The sequence below is a fragment of the Aquimarina macrocephali genome, assembly GCF_051627225.1.
In the GTDB taxonomy this organism is placed as follows: domain Bacteria; phylum Bacteroidota; class Bacteroidia; order Flavobacteriales; family Flavobacteriaceae; genus Aquimarina; species Aquimarina macrocephali.
Genome location: NZ_CP151795.1, coordinates 2,186,048 through 2,208,677 on the forward strand (window position 1 = coordinate 2,186,048; position 22,630 = coordinate 2,208,677).

The 22,630-nt window shown below is 32.5% G+C and carries 23 protein-coding genes; 11 read left to right on the forward strand and 12 right to left on the reverse strand.

Features of this window, described 5'->3' with window-relative positions; translation table 11 throughout:
- Positions 1-38 precede the first annotated feature (38 nt).
- The 6 genes from AAFU52_RS09815 to AAFU52_RS09840 all read right to left on the reverse strand — a co-directional run bounded on the left by AAFU52_RS09815 (position 39) and on the right by AAFU52_RS09840 (position 5,405).
- Entirely contained in the window at positions 39-1,271 is a 1,233-nt protein-coding gene (locus AAFU52_RS09815; RefSeq protein ID WP_438426304.1) for a serine hydrolase domain-containing protein, read from the reverse strand.
- 119 nt (positions 1,272-1,390) lie between these two features.
- A complete protein-coding gene (locus AAFU52_RS09820) occupies positions 1,391-1,549 on the reverse strand; it encodes a helix-turn-helix domain-containing protein (protein WP_084050226.1) in 159 nt (52 codons plus the stop codon).
- Positions 1,550-1,744: 195 nt separating this feature from the next.
- A complete protein-coding gene (locus AAFU52_RS09825) occupies positions 1,745-2,851 on the reverse strand; it encodes a DNA alkylation repair protein (RefSeq protein ID WP_024769690.1) in 1,107 nt (368 codons plus the stop codon).
- 87 nt (positions 2,852-2,938) lie between these two features.
- Positions 2,939-4,087 (reverse strand): serine hydrolase domain-containing protein, encoded by a 1,149-nt coding sequence (locus AAFU52_RS09830; protein WP_438426305.1) that lies wholly within the window; start codon positions 4,085-4,087, stop codon positions 2,939-2,941.
- 117 nt (positions 4,088-4,204) lie between these two features.
- Positions 4,205-4,999, reverse strand: coding sequence for a helix-turn-helix domain-containing protein (locus tag AAFU52_RS09835; RefSeq protein ID WP_024769688.1), 795 nt, complete (start codon positions 4,997-4,999; stop codon positions 4,205-4,207).
- Between the two features lie 253 nt (positions 5,000-5,252).
- Positions 5,253-5,405 carry a hypothetical protein gene (locus AAFU52_RS09840; protein ID WP_159025479.1) on the reverse strand — a complete coding sequence of 51 codons (153 nt, stop codon included), beginning with the start codon at positions 5,403-5,405 and terminating at the stop codon, positions 5,253-5,255.
- Between the two features lie 711 nt (positions 5,406-6,116).
- Here AAFU52_RS09840 and AAFU52_RS09845 point away from each other — a divergent pair.
- Positions 6,117-6,791, forward strand: a complete 675-nt coding sequence (locus AAFU52_RS09845; protein WP_438426306.1) for a hypothetical protein — start codon at positions 6,117-6,119, stop codon at positions 6,789-6,791.
- 186 nt (positions 6,792-6,977) lie between these two features.
- On the opposite strand, the gene trpS is transcribed toward AAFU52_RS09845, so the two are convergent.
- On the reverse strand, positions 6,978-7,946 hold the full coding sequence (gene trpS / locus AAFU52_RS09850) for a tryptophan--tRNA ligase (protein WP_438426307.1): 969 nt from the start codon (positions 7,944-7,946) through the stop codon (positions 6,978-6,980).
- A gap of 226 nt (positions 7,947-8,172) precedes the next feature.
- Here trpS and AAFU52_RS09855 point away from each other — a divergent pair, with 226 nt between their 5' ends.
- The gene (locus tag AAFU52_RS09855; RefSeq protein ID WP_438426308.1) at positions 8,173-8,916 is read left to right on the forward strand and encodes a lysophospholipid acyltransferase family protein; all 744 of its coding nucleotides are present in this window, start codon (positions 8,173-8,175) and stop codon (positions 8,914-8,916) included.
- A 385-nt stretch (positions 8,917-9,301) separates the two neighbouring features.
- Complete coding sequence (locus AAFU52_RS09860) at positions 9,302-9,700, forward strand: hypothetical protein (RefSeq protein ID WP_438426309.1); 399 nt, start codon at positions 9,302-9,304, stop codon at positions 9,698-9,700.
- A gap of 235 nt (positions 9,701-9,935) precedes the next feature.
- Here AAFU52_RS09860 and AAFU52_RS09865 read toward each other — a convergent pair whose 3' ends face one another.
- The 5 genes from AAFU52_RS09865 to AAFU52_RS09885 all read right to left on the reverse strand — a co-directional run bounded on the left by AAFU52_RS09865 (position 9,936) and on the right by AAFU52_RS09885 (position 14,310).
- Entirely contained in the window at positions 9,936-11,546 is a 1,611-nt protein-coding gene (locus AAFU52_RS09865; RefSeq protein WP_438426310.1) for an outer membrane beta-barrel protein, read from the reverse strand.
- Positions 11,543-12,094 (reverse strand): RNA polymerase sigma factor, encoded by a 552-nt coding sequence (locus AAFU52_RS09870; RefSeq protein WP_438426311.1) that lies wholly within the window; start codon positions 12,092-12,094, stop codon positions 11,543-11,545. Before AAFU52_RS09870 ends, AAFU52_RS09865 begins: the two co-directional genes overlap by 4 nt.
- Before the next feature lie 52 nt (positions 12,095-12,146).
- Positions 12,147-12,563 carry a lipoprotein gene (locus AAFU52_RS09875; RefSeq protein ID WP_152538506.1) on the reverse strand — a complete coding sequence of 139 codons (417 nt, stop codon included), beginning with the start codon at positions 12,561-12,563 and terminating at the stop codon, positions 12,147-12,149.
- 127 nt (positions 12,564-12,690) lie between these two features.
- A complete protein-coding gene (recA, locus tag AAFU52_RS09880; RefSeq protein ID WP_438426629.1) occupies positions 12,691-13,698 on the reverse strand; it encodes a recombinase RecA in 1,008 nt (335 codons plus the stop codon).
- A 447-nt stretch (positions 13,699-14,145) separates the two neighbouring features.
- Complete coding sequence (locus tag AAFU52_RS09885; protein WP_438426312.1) at positions 14,146-14,310, reverse strand: hypothetical protein; 165 nt, start codon at positions 14,308-14,310, stop codon at positions 14,146-14,148.
- A gap of 285 nt (positions 14,311-14,595) precedes the next feature.
- Here AAFU52_RS09885 and trhO point away from each other — a divergent pair, with 285 nt between their 5' ends.
- From trhO to AAFU52_RS09925, 8 genes are all read left to right on the forward strand, one after another.
- Complete coding sequence (gene trhO / locus AAFU52_RS09890; RefSeq protein WP_438426313.1) at positions 14,596-15,627, forward strand: oxygen-dependent tRNA uridine(34) hydroxylase TrhO; 1,032 nt, start codon at positions 14,596-14,598, stop codon at positions 15,625-15,627.
- A gap of 161 nt (positions 15,628-15,788) precedes the next feature.
- Positions 15,789-17,057 (forward strand): PSP1 domain-containing protein, encoded by a 1,269-nt coding sequence (locus AAFU52_RS09895; RefSeq protein ID WP_024769679.1) that lies wholly within the window; start codon positions 15,789-15,791, stop codon positions 17,055-17,057.
- The gene (locus AAFU52_RS09900; protein WP_024769678.1) at positions 17,044-17,535 is read left to right on the forward strand and encodes a gliding motility lipoprotein GldH; all 492 of its coding nucleotides are present in this window, start codon (positions 17,044-17,046) and stop codon (positions 17,533-17,535) included. Before AAFU52_RS09895 ends, AAFU52_RS09900 begins: the two co-directional genes overlap by 14 nt.
- A gap of 140 nt (positions 17,536-17,675) precedes the next feature.
- Positions 17,676-20,006 (forward strand): penicillin-binding protein 1A, encoded by a 2,331-nt coding sequence (locus tag AAFU52_RS09905; protein WP_024769677.1) that lies wholly within the window; start codon positions 17,676-17,678, stop codon positions 20,004-20,006.
- A 102-nt stretch (positions 20,007-20,108) separates the two neighbouring features.
- On the forward strand, positions 20,109-20,816 hold the full coding sequence (locus tag AAFU52_RS09910) for a CoA transferase subunit A (RefSeq protein ID WP_438426314.1): 708 nt from the start codon (positions 20,109-20,111) through the stop codon (positions 20,814-20,816).
- A 104-nt stretch (positions 20,817-20,920) separates the two neighbouring features.
- Positions 20,921-21,562, forward strand: a complete 642-nt coding sequence (locus tag AAFU52_RS09915; RefSeq protein ID WP_024769675.1) for a peroxiredoxin — start codon at positions 20,921-20,923, stop codon at positions 21,560-21,562.
- A gap of 5 nt (positions 21,563-21,567) precedes the next feature.
- The gene (locus AAFU52_RS09920) at positions 21,568-21,906 is read left to right on the forward strand and encodes a hypothetical protein (RefSeq protein ID WP_024769674.1); all 339 of its coding nucleotides are present in this window, start codon (positions 21,568-21,570) and stop codon (positions 21,904-21,906) included.
- Positions 21,907-21,908: 2 nt separating this feature from the next.
- Positions 21,909-22,565, forward strand: a complete 657-nt coding sequence (locus AAFU52_RS09925) for a CoA transferase subunit B (RefSeq protein ID WP_106791595.1) — start codon at positions 21,909-21,911, stop codon at positions 22,563-22,565.
- The last annotated feature ends 65 nt before the right edge of the window (positions 22,566-22,630 follow it).

Consider the following 22,630-nt stretch of genomic DNA (forward strand, 5'->3'; position numbering starts at 1 on the left):
AGGGATTGTATTTAAAAAAATAGGTATAATATTTTTTACTAATCAAGTGCCTGATAAATTAACTTTCTGAAGTTTTTTCTAATTCTTAAAGTTTCTCGACCAGACATTTGAGTCATAAATACGGCTGTGAAATGTTCTTTTGGATCTATTATAAAAGATGTACTGTACGCTCCTTCCCAAAAATAAGCCCCTTCAGAATAAAATTCATTACTACTTCCTGATTCCGTTATTATATTTACACCAAGACCAAAAGTGTTATTCTTTCCCAAAATAGGATTAAAACCCTTAGGGTAAAGAACGCCTTTTAATTGATCTGTCTGCATAAGTTCAACTGATTTTCTAGATAAAACTTTTTTACCTTTATATACACCATTATTTAATAGCATTTGTGTAAATTTTAAGTAGTCACTAGTAGTAGAAACAAGACCGCTACCTCCCATATATACTGTGTTTTTTTTGCCTTTATCAAAAGAGGTAGTGTTTTTTGAAAGGATTAATATATTATCCTTTATAATATAGGTATCTACTAATTTATCACTATTTTTTTGATAAATATTAAACCCTGTATTTTTCATCTCAAGAGGATTAAATATGTGCTCCTTAAAATAGGTTTCGAGAGTTGTGTTGCTTACTTTTTCAATTAGATATCCTAGAATATCGGTAGATGGACCATAAGTAAATTGTTCTCCTGGTTGACTTACTAATGGGATTGAACTCATTTTTTTGATAAACTCTTCTAGATTTGATTCTTTTGGATTAGAGAAATCGATTTGATTTTCTTTATAAATTTTAGAAATCCTTTTACCTCCATAAGCATAACCAGAAGTATGATTTAGTAATAGCCGAATTGTAACAGGTTTTTTTGCATCGATATACTCTAATTTCTCTGGATTAGGATTTAGCACCTTAGTATTATTTAATTCTGGAAGATAATTTGATATTGGATCATCCAGGTCAAATACTCCTTTTTCATACAGTTGCAGTATGGCAACAGTAGTAATGACTTTTGTCATCGATGCAATTTTAAAGAAATCATCGATTTTAAGTGATCTATTGCTCTCAATGTTTGATTTTCCATTAGCAAAAGAATAGATGATATTATTTTTATCAGCAATCATTACAATTGCTCCTTGCATTTTTTTGTTAATTACATCAGAGCTAATCCACTCTTCTATTCGTTTTAATCTATTGGTATCAAAAGTAGCATTTTGTCCTAATAAAAATGTTGGAGAGATGCTTATAAGCAACAGGGAAAGTAGTATTTTTTTCATCATTTAATCTTAATAGTTTATTTTTTCTGATTTTTATAGAAACTATGATGCTAATTAACTATGAATAGTATTAAAAGCCTCTTTAAATGATAAAGTTGTCTGACAGTATTATAATTCCATCAGTTTGAAGAGTTTTGATTTCGAAAAGTAGATGGTGTAATTCCCTCAAGTTTTTTAAAAGCATAATTAAAAGAAGAAAGACTATTGAAACCAGTTTCATAAGCTATTAGAAATAGTGAGTTTACCGTTCTTTTGTCTAAAAAAGTCGTTTTATATATTTAACTCTGTAATGATTAATAAAATCATTAATTTTTTTGACTCTACTGATTAATTAATGCAGAAGCCTTATGAATATTCAACCCTAAAAGTTTATCTACTTTTTCTAAGGAGAGATCTGGATTGAGATCAAGGTTTTGTTTTTAAATAATATTTAAGCCATTTTAGATAAATAACCTTTGTGCATTTTTTAATCTTTACAGAGTAAGTTCAAAATTGTATTTTTCAAACTCATTTCCATTAATAATGATGGATAATTGATGTAATCCTGTATGAAATTTTCTGGTCGTAATTATTTTAAAAGACTGCTTTCTATTAATAACAGTTATTGATTTCTTTGGATATATTTTTTCACTTATTTTAAAAACTTTTTTAGATAAGCTTCCATTAGCTTTCTGATAATAAAGCCCGTATTCTAATCGTAGCTTAGATGCAGAATTGCCGGTGTTATTAAGTTGAAAAGTAAATTCTAACCTACCTCCAATCTTAATTTTTGGTGTAAGGATCTGTAGTTTGTCAATTTTGATATGTTGGATATCACCAAAACCAAATAAGTTCATGATTTCTGCATTTCCCTGTTTCAAAAGGGTTCTACACCCATGTTTCACTAACCAATCAGTTTCTTTTGATTTTTTGTACCATTCTTTTGCAAGGTGAATAACAATATCGGGATTGTCCTTTGCAATATCATTTAGATTATTAGCCACACTTCTTCGTACAGATTCTGATTCATCATTTTTTAGATTTTCGAGAATAGGAAGGATAGCTGTTGGATCGATTTTTAAGAATGGAAGCGCCATAGCCCAGGGTAAACGTGGCCTACAACCTTCAGATGATAACCTTCTTACCATAGAGTGTTTATGCTGTGACCATTTCTTCATTTGTTGTATTCCTTTTTTAGGATACTTTATCAGAAGAGGCCGTATAGCAAATTCACAACTTGTGAATTGGGTAATTTTTTCGATTGCTAGTATAGAAGCATCATAATGATCCATCCCATAGTGTTCTACAAAATCCGGAAGAAACATATACTCTAAACTATTTTCATTAACGCCTTCCTTTTGAAGCTGTATAATAGCTTTTAATAAAACATCTATGTTTTTGATATAATCGAGAGATAAATGGTGTTGCAATACGATAGTAATATGACGCATACGCTGCTTCAATTCTCTGTTTTTCCATTCGGAATCAAAAATTTGTTTAAAAAAAGATGAGGTATCAAAATCCGGAACAATTTTTTGAAGAGCCACTGTAAATTCTTCAAAAAACTCATGAGTGTAAATATGTTTCAATAATTCTGCCATTATAAATAGTGGGTTAATTCGAAACAAAAATAAAATAGGGTAGTGACAACTGTATGTCAGCTGTTGATATGCTTTTTAATAGATTTTTTATTTTTTGATAGTAGTTTTTGCTTTGTTATTTTCAAGAATATCTTGTAAACCAGTACTCAAAACAATACTCCAACATTCTTTGCCATTAAATTTCCCTTTCCCTTCATACACTCCGGAATTTGAAAAAACGATAATAATCTCACCATTAGTATAGCTACGAATATAAACATCATGTAAACCATCTTCTAAACCCCCATGTCTTATTTGTGTTAACTCACCATTTTTATATTCAACTCGCCATCCATAGGCATAGGAAACACCATTGGTAATATCACCTTTCAGATTTTTATGAGGTTTAAATAGTTGTTGTATACTTTTTGGATTCAGAAAATCACTATATCTAATGGTATTTATCCATTTATATAGATCTTGAGATGTGCTAAAAATTCCAGTCCCTCCTTTGTAGCCGTAGTTTGCGATACTAACACCTTTACGATAAACTTTTCGGGATAATGATTTTACTGTTTTAGGATTATTAAATGAGGCTATATTCGTGAGATTACTACCTTCATACCCCCAAAAACCAGTATGATTTAGATTTGATGGAGCTAGTAAGTTTTGTGATATGTAGTTTTCATAAGTCTCGCCAGAAACCAGTTCAATTATAATAGCTAAAAGATTATACCCTTCTGCCGAATAGCCATATTTTTCACCGATGTTATATTCTAAACGAGAGGATAAAATCGCATTGATTGCCTCTTCTCTGTTTTTAATACCATCTGTAACATAATTGTTTGCGAGACCAGAAGTATGAGTGAGAAGATGATGAATGGTGATTTCTTTTTTATCTAAAGGAACTTCGTTAATAAATTTGGCTATTGGATCATTAATTGATAGTTTACTTTGTTCCTGAAGTTTAAGAATAGCTGTTGCTGTAAACTGTTTGGTTACCGAAGCAATATAAAAAGCAGAATTAGTTGTTAGATTTGAATCACCTATAGCTTTGTTTAAGATAATTTCATTATTCTTGGCAACTAACACCGTTCCTTTAAATCCTTTGCTTTTCTGTTCCTTTACATAAGAATCAATTTTGTCAATTAGTAAAGGGTATTTATAAATAGATGAATCTGTTTTAGATTGCGAATAACTCGAAAAAAAAATTAACCCAAATAAACAAATGATGATTGATGAACCTTTTATTGCCATGATGTATTTAATTATACATTGTTTCACACTATAGTATTTCTATAGCATTAATTAAGAAATGATCATACAAATAAAAGGAAGGGTTATTTTAAAAAATAGAACAGAATTTGCTTTAAGCTAAACTTTGGAATATTCTTTTGGTAGATAGCCAGAAATAGATTTAAAAACCCGAGTAAAATGACTTTGGTCAGAAAAACCACATATGTATGCTATTTCGGTAAGTGAGTATTGTTTAGATTTTAACAGATCAAGTGATCGATCTATTTTTAATTTACGAGAATATTCGCCTAATGTGCATTGAAAGTAAGTTCTAAAATTTTTAGAAATTGTAGTAGGGTGTACATTAACCTTGTCGGCAATTTCTTTTAAAGAAATATTCTCATCCCATCTATCATTTAAAAGATCCCTAACAGATAACATCCATTTTGGAAATAATATTTCATCCTTAAAGTTAAGAGAGTTTTCTATAAAAGCGACAAATAACATCTCTATAGCGTTATAAGATTGCAAATCATTAATTTCTGCTTCATTCATTAATTTTATGAAAGTGAAACGAGCATTATAATTTTTTGCCACAGCTAGCTCAAGTGATCCTTCTGTAAAGTCATATTTTTTTAAAAAAGTATCATCTATTTCCAAATTGATATGTTTAGAAGGAAAGGTAGTGTAGACATTTCTATGTAATTCATATGAATTATAGTAATTTATAGATCCACCAACTCTTTCTACTTCCTTGCCTTTACGGTATTCTGTATTTGTTCCATAAAGTACTAGACTGATAACTGGTTTTTCATGAGAATGCCAAACACCGGTTTCAATTGGGTTTTGATAATTACTGGTGCCGATCAAAAAATCATTAAAATCATATGTTTGATAAATCGGCGCCAAAGAATGACCTCTTTTCAGAATCATAATAGTGTAATTTTCTTTATTTGGATTGACTAATATATCGAATTACTTTGTAGCTAAAAAAACCAAAACACCCATTTTTGTTTGATGCATGTTTCGGCATAGTATAATATACAGAGATGTTTCTAGAAAATAATTATTTACTTTCAGGTCTCAAACAAGTCTAATGAAAAATCCGTTTCATATTATATACTAGTACTTTTTATAGCAGGACTAACTCTGTTACTACTTATGATTTTGTTTAAACAACTTTGATTTAAACCCCTTCTTTCTGGTTATTACCATTCACTGTAAGTTGCCTTTGCTTAAGTAGTTCTACAGCCCATTTGTAATGCTGTAACATTTCCTGGGTTACACCATATTTGCTTTTGTAACGCATTAACCGTTCGTATAATTTTTTCTCTGTCATGACTATTGATTTTTAATTTATATTTTCATGTTTTCTCTTCTTTTGGGTTACTATCAGGTTTTAAGGTTTTTAATATTGCAATAGAATTGCTTTGTTTGGGTCAACATTTTAAGATCAAATGATTAACTAAATAAAGATACCTGCTGTTTTTTGCTAACAGGAGATTAGTCATTTTTGAAGATGGCTAAAGATGATAAATTCAAATACTAGCTTATAGGATATACGAATAGATATATCTCATGTTTGTAGCACTAAAAATTGTTAAAAAACCTAACCTATATGTATACTTTATTCTAGGTATAGGTATTGATCCCGCAATTAAGAAACTGTTTAAAAAGTGTACTTTCTGAAAACTAGTAATTTTCGATTCACATGATTTTTAAACATGTCCTTAAGAATTTTCCCTGATCTTAAATTACGACGAAAATTCTTACATTTCTTACGGGTTCCCGTATGAGATGTATTAATTTTTTTTATATGAGTTATGTATTTTGACCATCATTCATTCAAAATAATGATTAAAACTAGTTTTAACCCCTTTAAAAATAGGGGGTAAATCCCCCTTTATTTCGATGTTACATATTTTTTAGGATTCGTTACATCTATGATATTATCAAAATATATTGCTTTATAACTTTACTATATTCAATCAATTGATCTTAAAATGTTGGGCCAAACAAAGTAATAACTCTTATTAAAACCGTATTGATCATGAAAAAAGTAGTATTAAATATTGTTGCTGTATTGCTTATCACCCTATGTGCCTGTGAGCAAGAAAACAGTATAGAAGAACAAACCGCAGAAGATGTAAAAGAAAACACCTCTAAAAAAGCCGGAGCCTCCCAAAGAGGGCTTTGTATATATAGCTTAACACTTGATAAACAAATTTGCGATGATAGAGATATGACATGTAGATGTGATCCAAGTGGGTCTGTAATTGGGGTATGTGCACAGATACAGTGTTTGCCAAATGTCTTTAACCCGATTACGCCAGAGCCTGTTTATTTAAATCTTTGTAAAATAATTAGATGTGACTGGGTGTACAATGATCCATGGAGTGTATATGATAATGTAGATCCGAGAGTATTTAATTCTATTAAAGATGTATTGAAATTGACGATCAAATCAGATACAAAAGCAATACCATTTGCTATGAACAAAAATATTTTAGGACTACAGTTTTATAAGCCTAATAACATGATGTATAGAGATTCTAAAACTCTAGAAGCAGAACCCAGTATGTTTCATCTTAAAAACACAGTGATTTTAGACAAAGTATATTTAAAAAAACTAGGACTTAAGGGCAATGTTATCAAGCCAGGAAAATACCCTGTTATTTTTAATAAAAGAAACAAAACATATAATGTAATCCTAAAGGTAAAATGATGAACTTATTTTAACCCATTACAAAATCCCCATTATGTGATTGTCAAGTCAGGTTTATCGAAGTTAGTACTCCCAACGCTTCTTTGATAGATCTGGTTGGCAAATTGATTTTTGTTAGCTAAAAGGCTTTATAACATTGCTTCTTCTATACTTTGTAACGAATTATAAACTATAATCAACTTACATCTAATACCCAACGTTTTCTCTAACTCTTGCTAATACAGTATCGGCAATAGAAGTAGCTTTTTTGGCTCCTATAGCCAAGGCCTCGTCTACTTCATTAAGGTTGGCCATATAATAGGCATAACGTTCGCGTTCGGTAGCAAATTTTTTGATCAGTAATTCATAAAAAGCCTGCTTTGCATGTCCATATCCATAGTTTCCACCTTGATAATTCTTACGCATTTCCTCTTGTTGTTCTGTAGTAGCGATAAGCTTATATAAGGCAAATAAATTACAGGTATCTGGATCTTTTGGTTCTTCTAGCGGAGTGCTATCAGTCGCAATAGACATAATCTGTTTACGTAGTTTCTTATCTGGCAAAAACAGATTAATGATATTTCCTTTTGATTTACTCATCTTGCCACCATCAGTTCCTGGTACATACATGGTTTCTTTTTGCACCTGGGCTTCGGGTATTACAAACATTTCACCTACTTGATTGTGCATTCGTGAAGCTACATCACGAGTCATTTCAAGATGTTGTAATTGATCTTTTCCTACAGGAATAATTTCTGCATCATAAAGCAGAATATCAGCCGCCATTAGCATAGGATATGTAAATAATCCAGCATTTACATCCTCGAGACGATCTGCTTTATCCTTAAACGAATGTGCAAGCGTTAATCTCTGATATGGAAAAAAACAACTTAGATACCAAGATAATTCTGTTACCTGTGGGATATCACTCTGTCGATAAAAAACAGTCTTTTCTATATCTAGTCCACAAGCTAACCAGGCAGCAGCAGTAGAGTAGGTGTTCTCTCGTAATGTATTGGCATCCTTGATTTGTGTAAGTGAATGCATATTGGCAATAAATAAAAACGATTCGTTTTCTGGCTCATTGGCCATTTGGATTGCCGGAATGATAGCACCTAATAGGTTTCCTAAATGCGGAGTGCCTGTACTCTGTATTCCTGTTAGAATTCTGGACATAGTGATATATTGATCTGTGTTATGGTTTAAGCCTTAAGTTTTGGTTAGGTACCGTTTAATTTATAAAAATTAGCTCTGTATTTAATTCTCTGTACACAGTTTGCAGATTATAATATCATAAGTTGCCTTCTGTTTACTTTATACTTTAGGTATATAACCATACTATTTTCGGCAAAGGTAATTTTTTTGTTCACATAGCTCAAACCAATTGTGTATTTTTGGGGAGATGCATATACTAAGAAACATACTTATCCTACTATGGCGTATTTGGTTTTATATCGTTATGGGTATTCCTATACTTGTTATGTTTCCTTTATTATTGGTGTTTTCGTCAAGAGAAGAATGGTACCCGCAGTTTTTTGTGGTTGCTAGGTTTTGGGCAAAAATCGTATTGTATGGATCAGGTTTTTTACCAAAGATTACCAAAGAAGCAGAACCAGATCGTAAAAAAAGTTACATGTTTGTTGCTAATCATACCTCGATGACCGATATCATGCTAATGCTATATGCTATAAAAAATCCTTTTGTATTTGTAGGGAAAAAGGAGCTGGCTAAAATCCCGGTTTTTGGATTTTTCTATAAACGTACTTGTATATTGGTAGATCGTAATAGCCAGCGAAGCAGAAAAGAAGTATTTGATCGTGCACAAGCAAGATTACATGGCGGTACAAGTATTTGTATTTTTCCTGAAGGAGGTGTCCCCGATGATGAATCTGTTATTTTGGATGAATTTAAAGACGGAGCTTTCAGATTGGCGATAGATCACCAAATCCCTATAGTACCATTAGCATTTCTAGATAATAAAAAACGATTTTCGTATACTTTTTTTAGCGGAAGCCCAGGAATTATGAGGGGTCGCGTTCTTAAAGAAATCCCTACAGAAGGGTTAACGCATGAGGATAAAAAAGAGTTGAAAGAACGAACGAGAGTTTTGATTTTAAAGACATTAGAATCGGGTCTTACCTTATAAAAAACATAAAGCCGTTTCTCCCTATAGACCAGAAGAATATTTGCTGTTGTAAGAAAATAGACTAAAAAAACAAAAGCGTAATTATGAATTTTGAAAACCTAGCTAAAGACATTTCTGTTGAAACAAGAGTTAGGGTAGTATAGAGGCTTACTTTTTACATAAAAATGGAGGCAGTTTTTTTATTCCTTGTGATAAAAAAGGAGGTTTTAAAACAAAACGAGAAGATACTTAAAAAGGCAGACCCCATAATCAACCTTGTTTTGGAAGAAATAAAACAGATAGAAAAAAGACGGCTACCGGATTGAATATGAAAGATTTTCTTTAATACTAAATATTTATGTCTTGTTTTTTTATTTTAGTATAATTATTACCTAACACATATATTATGAAAAAAGCCAGCCTCTTAAAACCAATAGCAACCCTTCTATTATTATGCTCCTTAAACTTTGTTGTTGCTCAAGCTAAACAGGTAGGAGGCACAAAAAGGATTACTTCAGTTTTATTAGGCACTTCAGTTCCTTTAGAATCTAATAATAAATCAATGAGTGTTTACGAAAAAAACATAGAGTATTTTACACGAGCACAAGACTCGATTACCGTGTTGAACATTGTCCTAACCGATAAAGATTTAATTAAAAGGGTTAAAAATGAATCTAAATTATTAAGCAAAATCACAGATAAACATTTACGATCATCTAGATCTGGTCTAAAATTAAAAAACATAATCGAGATTTTGTCTAAGATATCACAAGAACACAGAAGACTTTTAAAGGAAAATGAATAAAATAGACATGAAAGAGCCTAAACCATTAAAAATAAAGAAATGTCTTTTCGGTTGTGACGTGGATTGTGAGCTTATTAAAAAGAACTAAAAGAAGAAACAAGAGGTGTTATTTTGAAGACATTAGAATCTGGTCTTACCTTATAAAAATAAAGCCGTTTCTCCCCAGAAACGGCTTTGTTCATCATTGCTTTAAATTGCAATAACTACCTAACCAACTAAAAAATCTTTATATTTCTTAAAATTTGATACTTACTCCAGTATATACCCCAAAATAGTAGGGTTTAAAATTATTGGCATTATCATTAAATGCATTAAACTGATATTTAAAAATAGGCTCAAGATTAATCTCAAATTGATCCGATATTTTATAATCGACACCCAACCCTATATTACCACTAAAACTCACATCATTAAGATTACTGGCTTCACCAATAGGAGTTTCAAAATCACCAGCCTCTATAGAGATTTCATTATCTTGTAAGAATAATGTGCTTATACCTCCAATCATATTTACGCCAATTTTTTTATTAACCAAGGCATATTTCATTTCCAACGGAACCTCTAAATAGGCAATACTTTGATTAAGTAACCCTACATTTTGTTTTTGATCTATCGCATTTCTGTTAATATCTGAAAATTCAGACCCAATATCGGTGCTTCTTACGTTTCCGATGTCAGAGATTAAAATTGCTCCAGCGGAAGAGTTATAGTTTACATTTTCCAGGTTTTGACCTACTGCCGAAGGAGAAAAACCAACACCTTCGGTATTATAACTAAGATCTACCTTGTTTACTCCAGAACGCACACTAAATCTTTTATTTATAGCATAAGAAACATGTACACCATAACTCATATTTACTTGCCCGTTTTTGTTATTATCTGAAAATTGAGAATCGATAGAAGACCCGCTTCCGATAGAGCTATAATATACGGGAGCGACATTAGGAGCAACATTCCATTTTTTGGTTGATGTTGACTCTTCAGCTATTTCTTCTTCCTCTTCTTTATTAATAACATCAAAAATGGATTTCTTACCATTATCATCTAGGCTTTCGGCTTCTTCTTCTTCTTCTTCTGGAGTTTTGTTCTTTATATCATCATCACTATTCTTTTCTGCTAAACCTTGAGTATTCGTATTACTTCTCTCATTGGGTGTTTTAAAAAGAGGATGTTCTTTTTCTGGAGTAGATCTTTCATTCTGTTGATTAGCAATAGTGGTTTTCTCAATTGTATTCTCCTTAGTAACAATAGGGTCTTCTTTTTGTTTAGAAGAGGTTTGTGCTGTTCTGTTATTATTTGTTGTGGCATGATCTGCGATTCGATTTTTAGTTGCAGACTGCGAGGTAGGATCTAATTGATCACTATTTTTGGATTGCGAAGGTACTTGTTCCAAAGTCTTAGCAACCGCATTTTCTTTTGTTACAGAAGGCTCAAAATAATTATGTTGACCAGCATCATTGTCTTGATCTTGATTATTGGTTTTTATTTTTTTGTCAACAGAATTGGTTTCTTTTTCTTCTGAAGTTACTATAACATTTTCTGTAGGAGGCTTAACCTGATTATCAGGTGTTGTTTTGGTTTGTTCAATTGTATTTTGAGTATCAGAATCAGTGATCGTATTATTTTGTTGTAGCTCATTATTTAAAGGTAAAGAGCTTATACCAAATATAAGTGCGATTAATGCTGCAACACCTGCAACTCTATACCAAAATGGAATCAGAAAAATTCTTTTTTTGTTTTTGTTTTGACGTGCCTTTATTTTTTCCCATACTATTTCATCGGGAATGACTTCAAAATCTTTGAATTTTTCCTGAAATAAACGATCTATATTTTTTTTATCATTCATCTTCGTTCTTCAATTGGTCGAACATATAGTTCTTGGTTGGTTTGTAATTTTTCTTTTAAAATATTTCTTGCTCTCGCAAGATTCGATTTAGAGGTTCCTATAGATATCTGTAGCATCTCTGCAACCTCTTTATGAGAATAACCGTCTAACACATAAAGATTAAATACTAATCGATATCGATCAGGTAGTTGTTGTATAATTTCTAAAAGATAATCTAGAGAAATCTCTTCTTCATCGACTTCAACTTCAACTTCTTCAATCTGTTCTTCATTAATGATATCAAAAACTTTTTGTTTTCGATATTTCTGTAATGCTGTATTAATAGTTATTCGTTTTATCCACCCTTCAAAAGAGCCTTGGTTTTTATATTGACCGATTTTATCAAAAATGGTTATAAAAGCATCTTGCAAGGTATCTTCTGCACTCGAAGCATCGTTAGAATATTTTAAGCAAATCGAAAATAACTTACTACTGTATAGTCTATACAATTGTTCTTGTGCCTGAGCATTTTTTTTCTTACATCTTTTTATGAGTTGGTCTAAACCCACTAACAACTATTTTTAGTTTACCCATTTTCTAATATATAAAAACGGGTTTAATTTATAATACGGGTACTTCTACGGTTAAAAATTGATTATCTCCATTTTCGTCTCTTCCTTGCCAGAATCTAAAGATGTAAGAATCTTCATTTCCTACAAGAAAATCAAAAGAGACCTCGACTAGATCTGTCGTTTCTAAGTCTTTACAATTACCTTGATTAACTACCAAATTGACAACAGATACAGTTCGTTCATTTCCTAATCTGTCATAATCAAATCCTGCAAAAGAGTGACAGTCTGTTGGCCTAAAATAAGACACAGTAATTGTATAGGTTTCTTCTCGATTAAACTGATCGGGTAGCGAAGCTTCCTGTACAGTAGCTAATTCATAAAAGAAACTTGTTCCATCGTCGTCATCAGAACATCCAGTTAAGATAACTACTAGTAAAAATGTTAAAACTATTTTTATCCTTCTCATTTTCTTGGGGTTTTGAGAGATCATATAACTCATCCATTAGGTAGATGCTCTAATATAGATAAGGTTGCTTTTAAGGTATAAAAAAATCCCGAAGCTTCGGGATTTTAGTATTTTTATTAAGAAAGTTTTATTCTTTTGCAATTTTTATGGCTTCCTTGATTTTTTGTTCAAGCTCTTCCATAAGTTCTGGATTATCATTAAGTAAAGATTTCACTGCATCTCGTCCTTGTCCTAATTTGGTGTCTTGATAGCTAAACCAGGAACCACTTTTCTTGATAATCTCGTAGTCTACACCAATATCAATAATTTCTCCATTTTTAGAAATACCTTCTCCATACATGATATCAAATTCGGCAGTTCTAAAAGGCGGTGCTACCTTATTTTTCACTACTTTAACTCGTGTTTTGTTTCCTTGTACTTCGTTATTACTGTTTTTGATTTGTGTAGAACGACGAATATCTAAACGTACCGAAGCATAAAATTTTAAAGCATTACCACCAGTAGTCGTTTCAGGATTTCCAAACATTACTCCAATTTTTTCACGAAGCTGGTTAATAAAAATTACAGTACAATTAGTTTTACTAATTGAACTGGTTAATTTTCGAAGTGCCTGAGACATTAATCGCGCATGAAGACCCATTTTAGAATCTCCCATTTCGCCTTCGATTTCACTTTTAGGAGTAAGTGCTGCCACAGAATCGATTACAATAATATCAATAGCTCCAGATCTGATTAGGTTGTCAGTAATTTCTAGGGCCTGCTCACCGTGATCTGGTTGAGAAATAATCAAATTATCTATATCTACACCTAGTTTTTCTGCATAAAAACGATCAAAAGCATGTTCTGCGTCAATAAATGCTGCAATACCACCAGCTTTTTGTGCCTGGGCGATAGCATGCAGAGTAAGTGTTGTTTTACCAGAAGATTCTGGTCCATAAATTTCAACAACTCTTCCTCTGGGATACCCACCAACACCTAATGCAAGGTCTAAACCAAGAGAGCCTGTAGAGATTACATCTACTTCTTGTACAGAACTGTCACTCATTTTCATTACAGTTCCTTTTCCGTAGGCTTTATCTAATTTATCAAGGGTAAGTTTTAATGCTTTTAATTTTGCGTCTTTCTCTGTACTCATTTGTTGTTCAAATATATCGGGATTTGACATTGATAATAAACTTTTTGCTAAAGTACTATTTCTTTTTGTAGTTGAGATGTGGATTCTAAAATCGTTATTAACAACGAATACCTATGTTTTATCTTAGGATTTAGAGTTTTTAAGCTGGTACTAGACATCGATTAAATATTTTTTTATGAGTATACGCAACCCTTTTGTTTTTATAGCATCTACATAAAAAGCAAACATGAACAAAAGCAGTAGGAAGGAGAGAGATGAAATTTCTTAAAAAGGTCGTAAGACATAATCTTGATGGCTGCACAATTACTAAAATTAGTAATTGTATAGTAGAAGGTGGTTAGCTTCGTTATTATATTTTTTAATCGTTAAATTATTTAATAACGAATTAGCCCAAAAAAATGCCTTGAAATATATTTCAAGGCATTTTTTATATTCAGAAATTAGAATTTATTGATTTGCATTATCTGAATTATCTGTGTCTCTAGGTTTGCATAATGGAATTGCAGAATAATCATCACAATTACCGCTTCCGGTAATATATCCACCATTAATGATCTGTTGTTGTCTTTTGTCAAGCACTTTTGCACCTATTAGATTTTTTAAGCTTTTCATTATAATTTCTTTTAAAGAATTTATGTTCCTTGAACATTTAATGACACTCAAGGTTTGTGTCTATCTTTCGCGAAAAGATGAATTACTTTAGATAAAAGTATAGGTTGCGAGTTTCATTTTTCAGGACTGAAATTTTTTTAACAAAATAATAATATTTTGAGAGTAGTGAATATGGCAAAATCTTTTTTTGTTAAAAACACAAATAAGAGTTTTTGAATATTACTTTACGATTTGTACTTTAGCAAAAATAAATAGTTTCTTTTTAACTTAAAACGTAAGTATAGCATGCAACTGTACAACAAATTAAGTGCAAAAGAGAGAGCAGCTCTTATAGATGAGGCCGGGACAGACCGACTTACGCTATCTTTCTATGCATATGCACATATTGGTAATCCACAAATTTTTAGAAATCACCTTTTTATTCATTGGAACGAACTCGAGGTTTTGGGGCGTATTTATGTAGCCAAAGAAGGTATAAATGGGCAATTATCTGTTCCGGCACCAAATTTTGAAGCTTTTAAAAAACACCTGGATAGTATTTCTTTTCTTGAAAATGTACGCCTAAATATTGCACGAGAGCAAGACACAAAATCTTTTTTAAAGCTAAAGGTAAAAGTTCGTAAAAAAATTGTGGCAGATGGATTAAATGATAACACATTTGATGTAACCAACAAAGGAGTTCATGTTGATGCTTCTGTATTTAATGAACTTATCGAAGACCCAGATACTGTATTGGTTGATATGCGTAATCATTATGAAAGTGAAATTGGTCATTTTAAAGGAGCGGTTACACCAGATGTAGATACTTTTAGAGACTCTTTGGATATTATCGAAGAAGATCTTAAAGATCATAAAGAGGATAAAAAACTAGTGATGTATTGTACAGGGGGTATACGCTGTGAGAAAGCTAGTGCATATTATAAGCATAAAGGATTTAAAAATGTATTTCAATTAGAAGGTGGTATTATAGAATATGCAAGACAAGTAGAAGCTCAAGGTTTAGAAAATAAATTCCTGGGTAAAAATTTTGTTTTTGATCATAGAAGAGCAGAGCGTATTTCTGGTGATATAATAGCTAATTGTCATCAATGCGGTACCCCATGTGATACCCATGTAAATTGCGAAAATGAAGCGTGCCATCTATTGTTTATACAATGTGAGAATTGCGCAACAGAACTGGAAAACTGTTGTTCAACAGAATGTATGGAGGTTAATAAGCTATCATTTGAAGAACAAAAGGCATTACGAAAAGGTAAAGGAAATAGTAATAAGATCTTTAAAAAAGGTCGTTCGAAAGCATTAAAATACAAGAAGTAAAGCCCGAAAAGGTAAAGATACTGTAGCAGATAGTTTTTTTTATCCCCATTTCATAGTATCTTTAACGATTGATATGTTAGAAATGATATATTTCTAACTTTAGTAAGAACCATATTTGTTGCGATTATGATCGCAGACAAATTTCAATATAGATAAAAAATATGGGGTGTAACAGTTGTTCCTCCGCAAAAGACGGGCAGCCGAAAGGTTGTAAGAATAATGGTACCTGTGGTACAGATGGTTGCAATAAATTAACGGTTTTCGATTGGTTATCCAACATGTCACTTCCTAGTGGATCACTACCTTTTTCTTATGTTGAAATACGATTTAAGAATGGCAGAAAAAACTTCTTTAAAAATACAGAAAATCTTTCTTTAAGCATTGGAGATATTGTAGCGACAGAGTCTTCTCCTGGTCATGATGTAGGAATTGTTACTCTTACCGGAGAGTTAGTTCGCATCCAGATGAAAAAAAAGAAAGTTGAACTTGATAGTGAAGAAATAAAAAAAGTCTACCGAAAAGCATCTCAAAAAGATATCGATATCTGGCAGAAAGCTCGTGATAGAGAAGAAAAGATGAAGGTTCGTGCTCGTGAAATTGCAATTAGATTAGAGCTACAAATGAAAATTTCTGATATCGAGTTTCAAGGAGATGGATCAAAAGCTACTTTTTATTACACGGCAGAAGAACGAGTAGATTTTAGACAGTTGATAAAGGAATTTGCACACGAATTTAGTACACGTATTGAAATGCGACAAGTAGGTTTTAGGCAAGAAGCTGCACGATTAGGAGGTATAGGCTCCTGTGGTCGCGAGCTATGTTGTTCTACTTGGCTTACCGATTTTAGGTCGGTAAATACTAGCGCAGCTAGGTATCAGCAATTATCTTTAAATCCGCAAAAGCTAGCTGGTCAATGCGGAAAACTAAAATGTTGTCTAAATTATGAATTAGATGCATATATCGACGCACTTAATAGTTTCCCTAAGACAGATATAAAGCTTCAAACAGAAAAAGGAACAGCTGTATGTCAAAAAATAGATATTTTTAAAGGATTGTTGTGGTATGCCTATGAAGGTGAATGGATGAATTGGCATAGAATATCTACCGAAGATGTTAATGAAATTATTACAGCAAACAAGAACAATGAAAAAGTAACAAGCTTAGAAGATTTTGCTTTAGAATTAATAGAAGATACTAAAACAGATTTTGAGAACGTTGTAGGACAAGATAGCTTAACGCGATTTGATCAGCCTAAACGTAGTAAAAGAAGAAATCGTAATAAAAGGAAAAATAAAAGTAAAGGATCTTCAGAAAAGCAGACGGCAGTTTCAAAAAAATCAAAAGAAGGGAATTCTGATAACACAAATAAGTCAAATAATCGGGGTAACAAAAAACGTAGGTCTCGTAATAGGAATAATGATAAAGCTTAGGTTTTTTTTAGTAATATGCATTGTAATTGGTGTTATCTCCTGTGATGATAAACAGGTTTTCGATACATATCATACAGTAGATAATACATGGGAAATAGATGAAGAAGTGAGTTTTACGCTTCCAGAACTCGATACAACACAATCCTATAATTTATTTATAAATGTTCGTAACAATAATGAATACAAATACAGTAATTTGTTTTTAATTAGTGAAATGAAATTTCCAAATGGTAAAGTGCTTACTGATACATTAGAATATCGCCTTGCAGCCCCTGATGGAAAATGGTTGGGAACAGGTTTTTCTGATCTTAAAGAAAATAAATTGTGGTATAAAGAAAATGTAAGTTTTAAAGAAAAAGGAAATTACACGATAACTATAGAACATGCCATGCGAAAGAATGGGGAAGTAAATGGGATATCTTCATTAGATGGAATTACAGATATTGGATTTAGGATAGAAAATACTCAAAACCCTTAATAAAGTATAAAAATAGAATCTATCTACCGATAGATACAAAAAATATATTGTTAAAACGTTTTTAGAGAAAGGCCAGAAGGTGATGTCGATAAAAGGAAAAATTCCTCTGACCTTTAAAAAAAGATTTAAATAGCTGAGATATGGCAAAGGCAAAACCCAAATCAACAAAAAAAAGAGCAAAGACTCCAGCGAGTAATACTATAAAATATATAAAAGCATTTTGGATACTATTTGGATCGGGAGTGTTTTTAATAGCCTTACTATTTCTTCTGGCTAGTTGGGGCGTTTATGGAGAAATGCCGAAATTCGAAGAGCTAGAAAACCCGCAAAATGATCTGGCAACCCAGATTATCTCTTCAGATGGGGTACAGATAGGAACCTTTTTTAAAGAAAATCGTACTCCTGTAAGCTATGAAGACCTACCACAGCATTTGGTCGATGCTTTGGTGGCAACAGAAGATGCGAGATATTATGATCACTCGGGGATAGATGCCAGAGGAACATTAAGAGCATTTGTTTTTTTAGGAACCAAAGGAGGAGCAAGTACGATATCACAACAGTTGGCAAAGCAATTGTTTACTGGGGGATCAAAAAATAAAATCGAGCGGTATTTGCAGAAAATACAAGAATGGGTGATTGCAACCCGTTTAGAAAGACAATATACTAAGAAAGAAATCGTAACGATGTATCTTAATAAATATGACTTTCTTAACCAGGCAATCGGGATAAGTTCTGCATCAAGAATTTACTTCGGAAAAAACCCAAAAGATCTTAATGTAGAAGAAGCAGCTGTATTAGTAGGAATGTTAAAAAATTCATCATTATATAATCCACTTCGTAGACCAGAAATGGTAAAAACCAGAAGGGATGTGGTTCTTAATCAGATGGAGAAATACGAGTACATCACAGAAAAACAAAGAGATAGTTTAAAACAATTGCCACTTAAACTAGATTACTCTCCAGAAGGTCATAATGATGGAACTGCAACTTATTTTAGAGAATATGTAAGAAGCTGGATGTCAAAATGGGTAAAAGAGAACCCTAAAGGAGAAAATGCAGAAGGCGAACCCGAATATTTTGATATCTATAGAGATGGGTTACGAATTAATGTAACCATAGATTCTCGTATGCAAAGATATGCCGAAGAAGCAGTACAAGAGCATATGGCTAACCTTCAGAAAGAATTTGATAAGCAAGAAAAAGATAATAAAACCTCTCCATTTAGAGATTTAAAAGAAGCCGAAGTAGAAAGAATACTTAATCGAAGTATTAAGTCGTCTGCCAGATGGAAAAAGATGCTTAGTCAGGGTAAAAGTGAAAAAGAAATAAGAAAATCTTTTGATGAAAAGACAGAGATGAGCATATTTAGCTGGAAAGGAGATATTGATACAATAATGACTCCTAAAGATTCTATCTTATATTATAAAAAGTTTTTGCGTTCGGGATTAATGTCTATGGAGCCGCAAACTGGTCATGTTAGAGCCTGGGTTGGAGGGGTAAACTATAAGCATTTTCAGTATGATCATGTATATCAGGGAGCACGCCAGGTAGGATCTACATTTAAACCTTTTGTATATGCTACAGCAATAGATCAACTTAAACTCTCGCCTTGTGATACCATACCAAAATCTCAAATAACAATTTCGGCAGGTTCTCATGGTGTGATTGACAATGACTGGACACCAAAAAATAGTGATGCAGACTATACCGGATATATGAGTCTTAAAGAAGCATTAGCCAAATCTGTGAATACAATTTCTGCGCGTTTAATGGATAGAATAGGGCCAGAGCCTATTGTTCGTCTTGCAAAGAAAATGGGAGTAGAATCAGATATTCTTGAAGTAGCTTCTATAGCATTAGGATCGGTAGATTTGAAATTATCAGAAATGGTAGGAGCCTATAGTACATTTGCTAATCAGGGGATATATACCAAACCAGTAACTATTACTAGTATTGAAGATAAAAATGGAACTGTTCTATATCAATTTGTTCCCGAAACACGTGATGTAATTAGTAAAGAAGCTGCTTATGTTACTATTAATTTAATGGAGGGAGTTACGCAATCAGGTTCTGGAGTGCGTTTACGTACAGGTCCTTCATCGAGATATGATATAAAAAATGTAGTTACTGGCCACCCATATAAGTTTACGAACCCTATAGCTGGTAAAACAGGAACAACACAAAACCAAAGTGATGGTTGGTTTATGGGTATTGTTCCTAACCTTTGTACAGGAGTTTGGGTTGGCGGAGATGATAGAGCTACACATTTTAGAACGACTACCTTTGGGCAGGGAGCTACAATGGCATTACCCGTTTGGGGACTATTTATGAAAAAATGCTATGCAGATGAAACATTAAAAATTTCTACAAAAGCTTTTCCTAAGCCAGAAAATTTAACTATCGAAGTAGATTGTAATGCCTTTAAGAGAAATAGTACCCAGGATGAAAACATAGATGAGTTCAGCCTTTAAAAGAGCATTGTTTAAGGATTAAAATATTCTTAAAACTATCTAATTTCAAAAGATGAGGTACTGTTTTTTTTAGTACTTTTAGTCTGCTAAAATTAGAACACTATGATTCGTAAAACGGTATCCAATGTTACCGAAGCCTTAGATGGTATCAAAAATGATATGACCTTCATGCTCGGAGGGTTTGGCCTATGCGGTATTCCCGAAAACACTATAACAGAGCTAGTAAAATCTAATGTCAAAGGTCTTACTTGTATATCCAACAATGCAGGAGTTGATGATTTTGGATTAGGGCTTCTACTTCAGAAAAAGCAAATCAAAAAAATGGTCTCTTCTTATGTAGGAGAAAATGATGAATTCGAACGTCAAATGCTTAGTGGTGAGTTGGATGTAGAACTTATCCCGCAGGGAACTTTGGCAGAAAGATGTCGTGCTGCCCAGGGAGGTTTTCCTGCAATTTATACTCCGGCAGGTTACGGTACCGAAGTAGCTGAAGGAAAAGAAACTCGAGAATTTAATGGCAAAATGTATGTGTTAGAACATGCGTTTGAAGCCGACTTTGCATTTGTAAAAGCCTGGAAAGGTGATGAAGCTGGGAATTTGATATTTAAAGGAACAGCAAGAAACTTTAACCCTTGTATGTGTGGTGCTGCAAAAATAACAGTAGCAGAGGTAGAAGAATTAGTTCCCGCAGGAACCTTAAATCCAGACCATATACATATTCCTGGGATATTTGTTCAACGAATTTTTCAAGGACAAGATTATGAAAAAAGAATCGAGCAACGTACGGTTCGTAAAAAAGAATCGGTTTAAACTTTTTGATTGAAGCAAAATAATAGACGTTTTGTATTCAATTAAAAAGTTTATATCAATTCAAATAATAATATTCGTTTTAAAACCTAAAACACACATAAATCATGGCAGCATTACGATTAGGAGATGAAGCACCAAACTTCATTGCACAAACTACAGAAGGAGAAATAGATTTTCATAATTGGTTGGGAGAAGACTGGGGTATTCTGTTTTCACATCCAGCAGATTATACTCCTGTTTGTACTACAGAATTAGGTACAGTATCAAAATACACTAATGAGTTTAGTAAACGCAATGTAAAAGTTGCAGCATTAAGTGTAGATGGTTTAGAATCTCATCATGGGTGGATTAAAGATATTAATGAAACACAAAACACAACGGTTAATTTTCCTATCATCGCCGATGAAGATAGAAAAGTATCAGAATTATATGATATGATTCATCCTAATGCAGATAGCCAATTAACAGTACGTTCCGTTTTTGTGATCGCACCAGACAAAAAGATCAAACTTACAATAACGTATCCAGCTTCTACAGGAAGAAATTTTGATGAGTTATTGCGCGTTATTGATTCGCTTCAGTTAACAGCATATCATAAAGTAGCCACACCGGCAAATTGGAATCCTGGAGAAGATTGTGTTATTGTACCTTCTGTGTCCAATGAAGAAATAGCCGAGTTATTTCCAAAAGGGCATAAAGAGATAAAACCTTATTTAAGGATGACGCCTCAACCAAATTTAAATTAATAAGTATGAAATTAGAGTTTACATGCTCTCAATGTAAGATTCAAAATAAATTTAAACCAGTAACAGCAACCAGAGGTGAATTACAAATGAAAGTTGGAGATGAAGTACAGGTTACATGTAATTATTGTAGTAAAGAAGATAAAAAACATATCAATAGAATAGATGCCGTTGTTGATAATAGAAAAATACTTTTTGCTCTTATAATAAGTGCGGTAGTTGCTGTTATTCTTTTAAGTTTTTATGGTCTTATAGCTTTGGCTGTGATCTCAATACCATTATTAATATGGATTCAGGAAGGTAAGTCAACCAATCATTTTAATTCATATAAGATTAGAAGAAAATAATTATGTTAGATAAAAACGGAATTGCAAAGCGTATTGCTAAAGAACTACAGGACGGATATTTTGTTAATCTGGGAATTGGTATACCCACATTGGTTGCCAATTATATCCCTCAAGGTATAGAAGTAGAGTTTCAAAGCGAAAACGGTGTCTTAGGAATGGGGCCTTTTCCTTATGAAGGAGAAGAAGATGCTGATATTATAAATGCAGGGAAACAAACTATTACTACAATGCCAGGCGCATCATTTTTTGACTCTGCAATGAGTTTTGGTATGATTCGAGGGCAGCACGTTGATTTAACAATTTTGGGAGCAATGGAAGTTTCTGAAGAAGGAGATATAGCAAACTGGAAAATCCCAGGTAAAATGGTAAAAGGAATGGGGGGAGCAATGGATCTTGTAGCCAGTGCAGAGAATATTATTGTGGCGATGATGCATACGAATAAGGCAGGAGCGTCTAAATTACTTAAAAAATGCTCACTTCCGCTTACAGGAGTTGGTTGTGTGAAAAAGATAGTTACAAATCTAGCTTTTCTTGAAGTTACAGATAAAGGCTTTAAACTTTTAGAAAGAGCTCCTGGAGTATCTGTAGAAGAAATTAAGAATGCTACTGAAGGAAATCTTATAATTGAAGGGGATATTCCTGAAATGATATTGGATTAATTTAAATCTAATTCTATGAATATGGTAACGAATAATAATTAAACCTCTACGAATAATAAATTAGC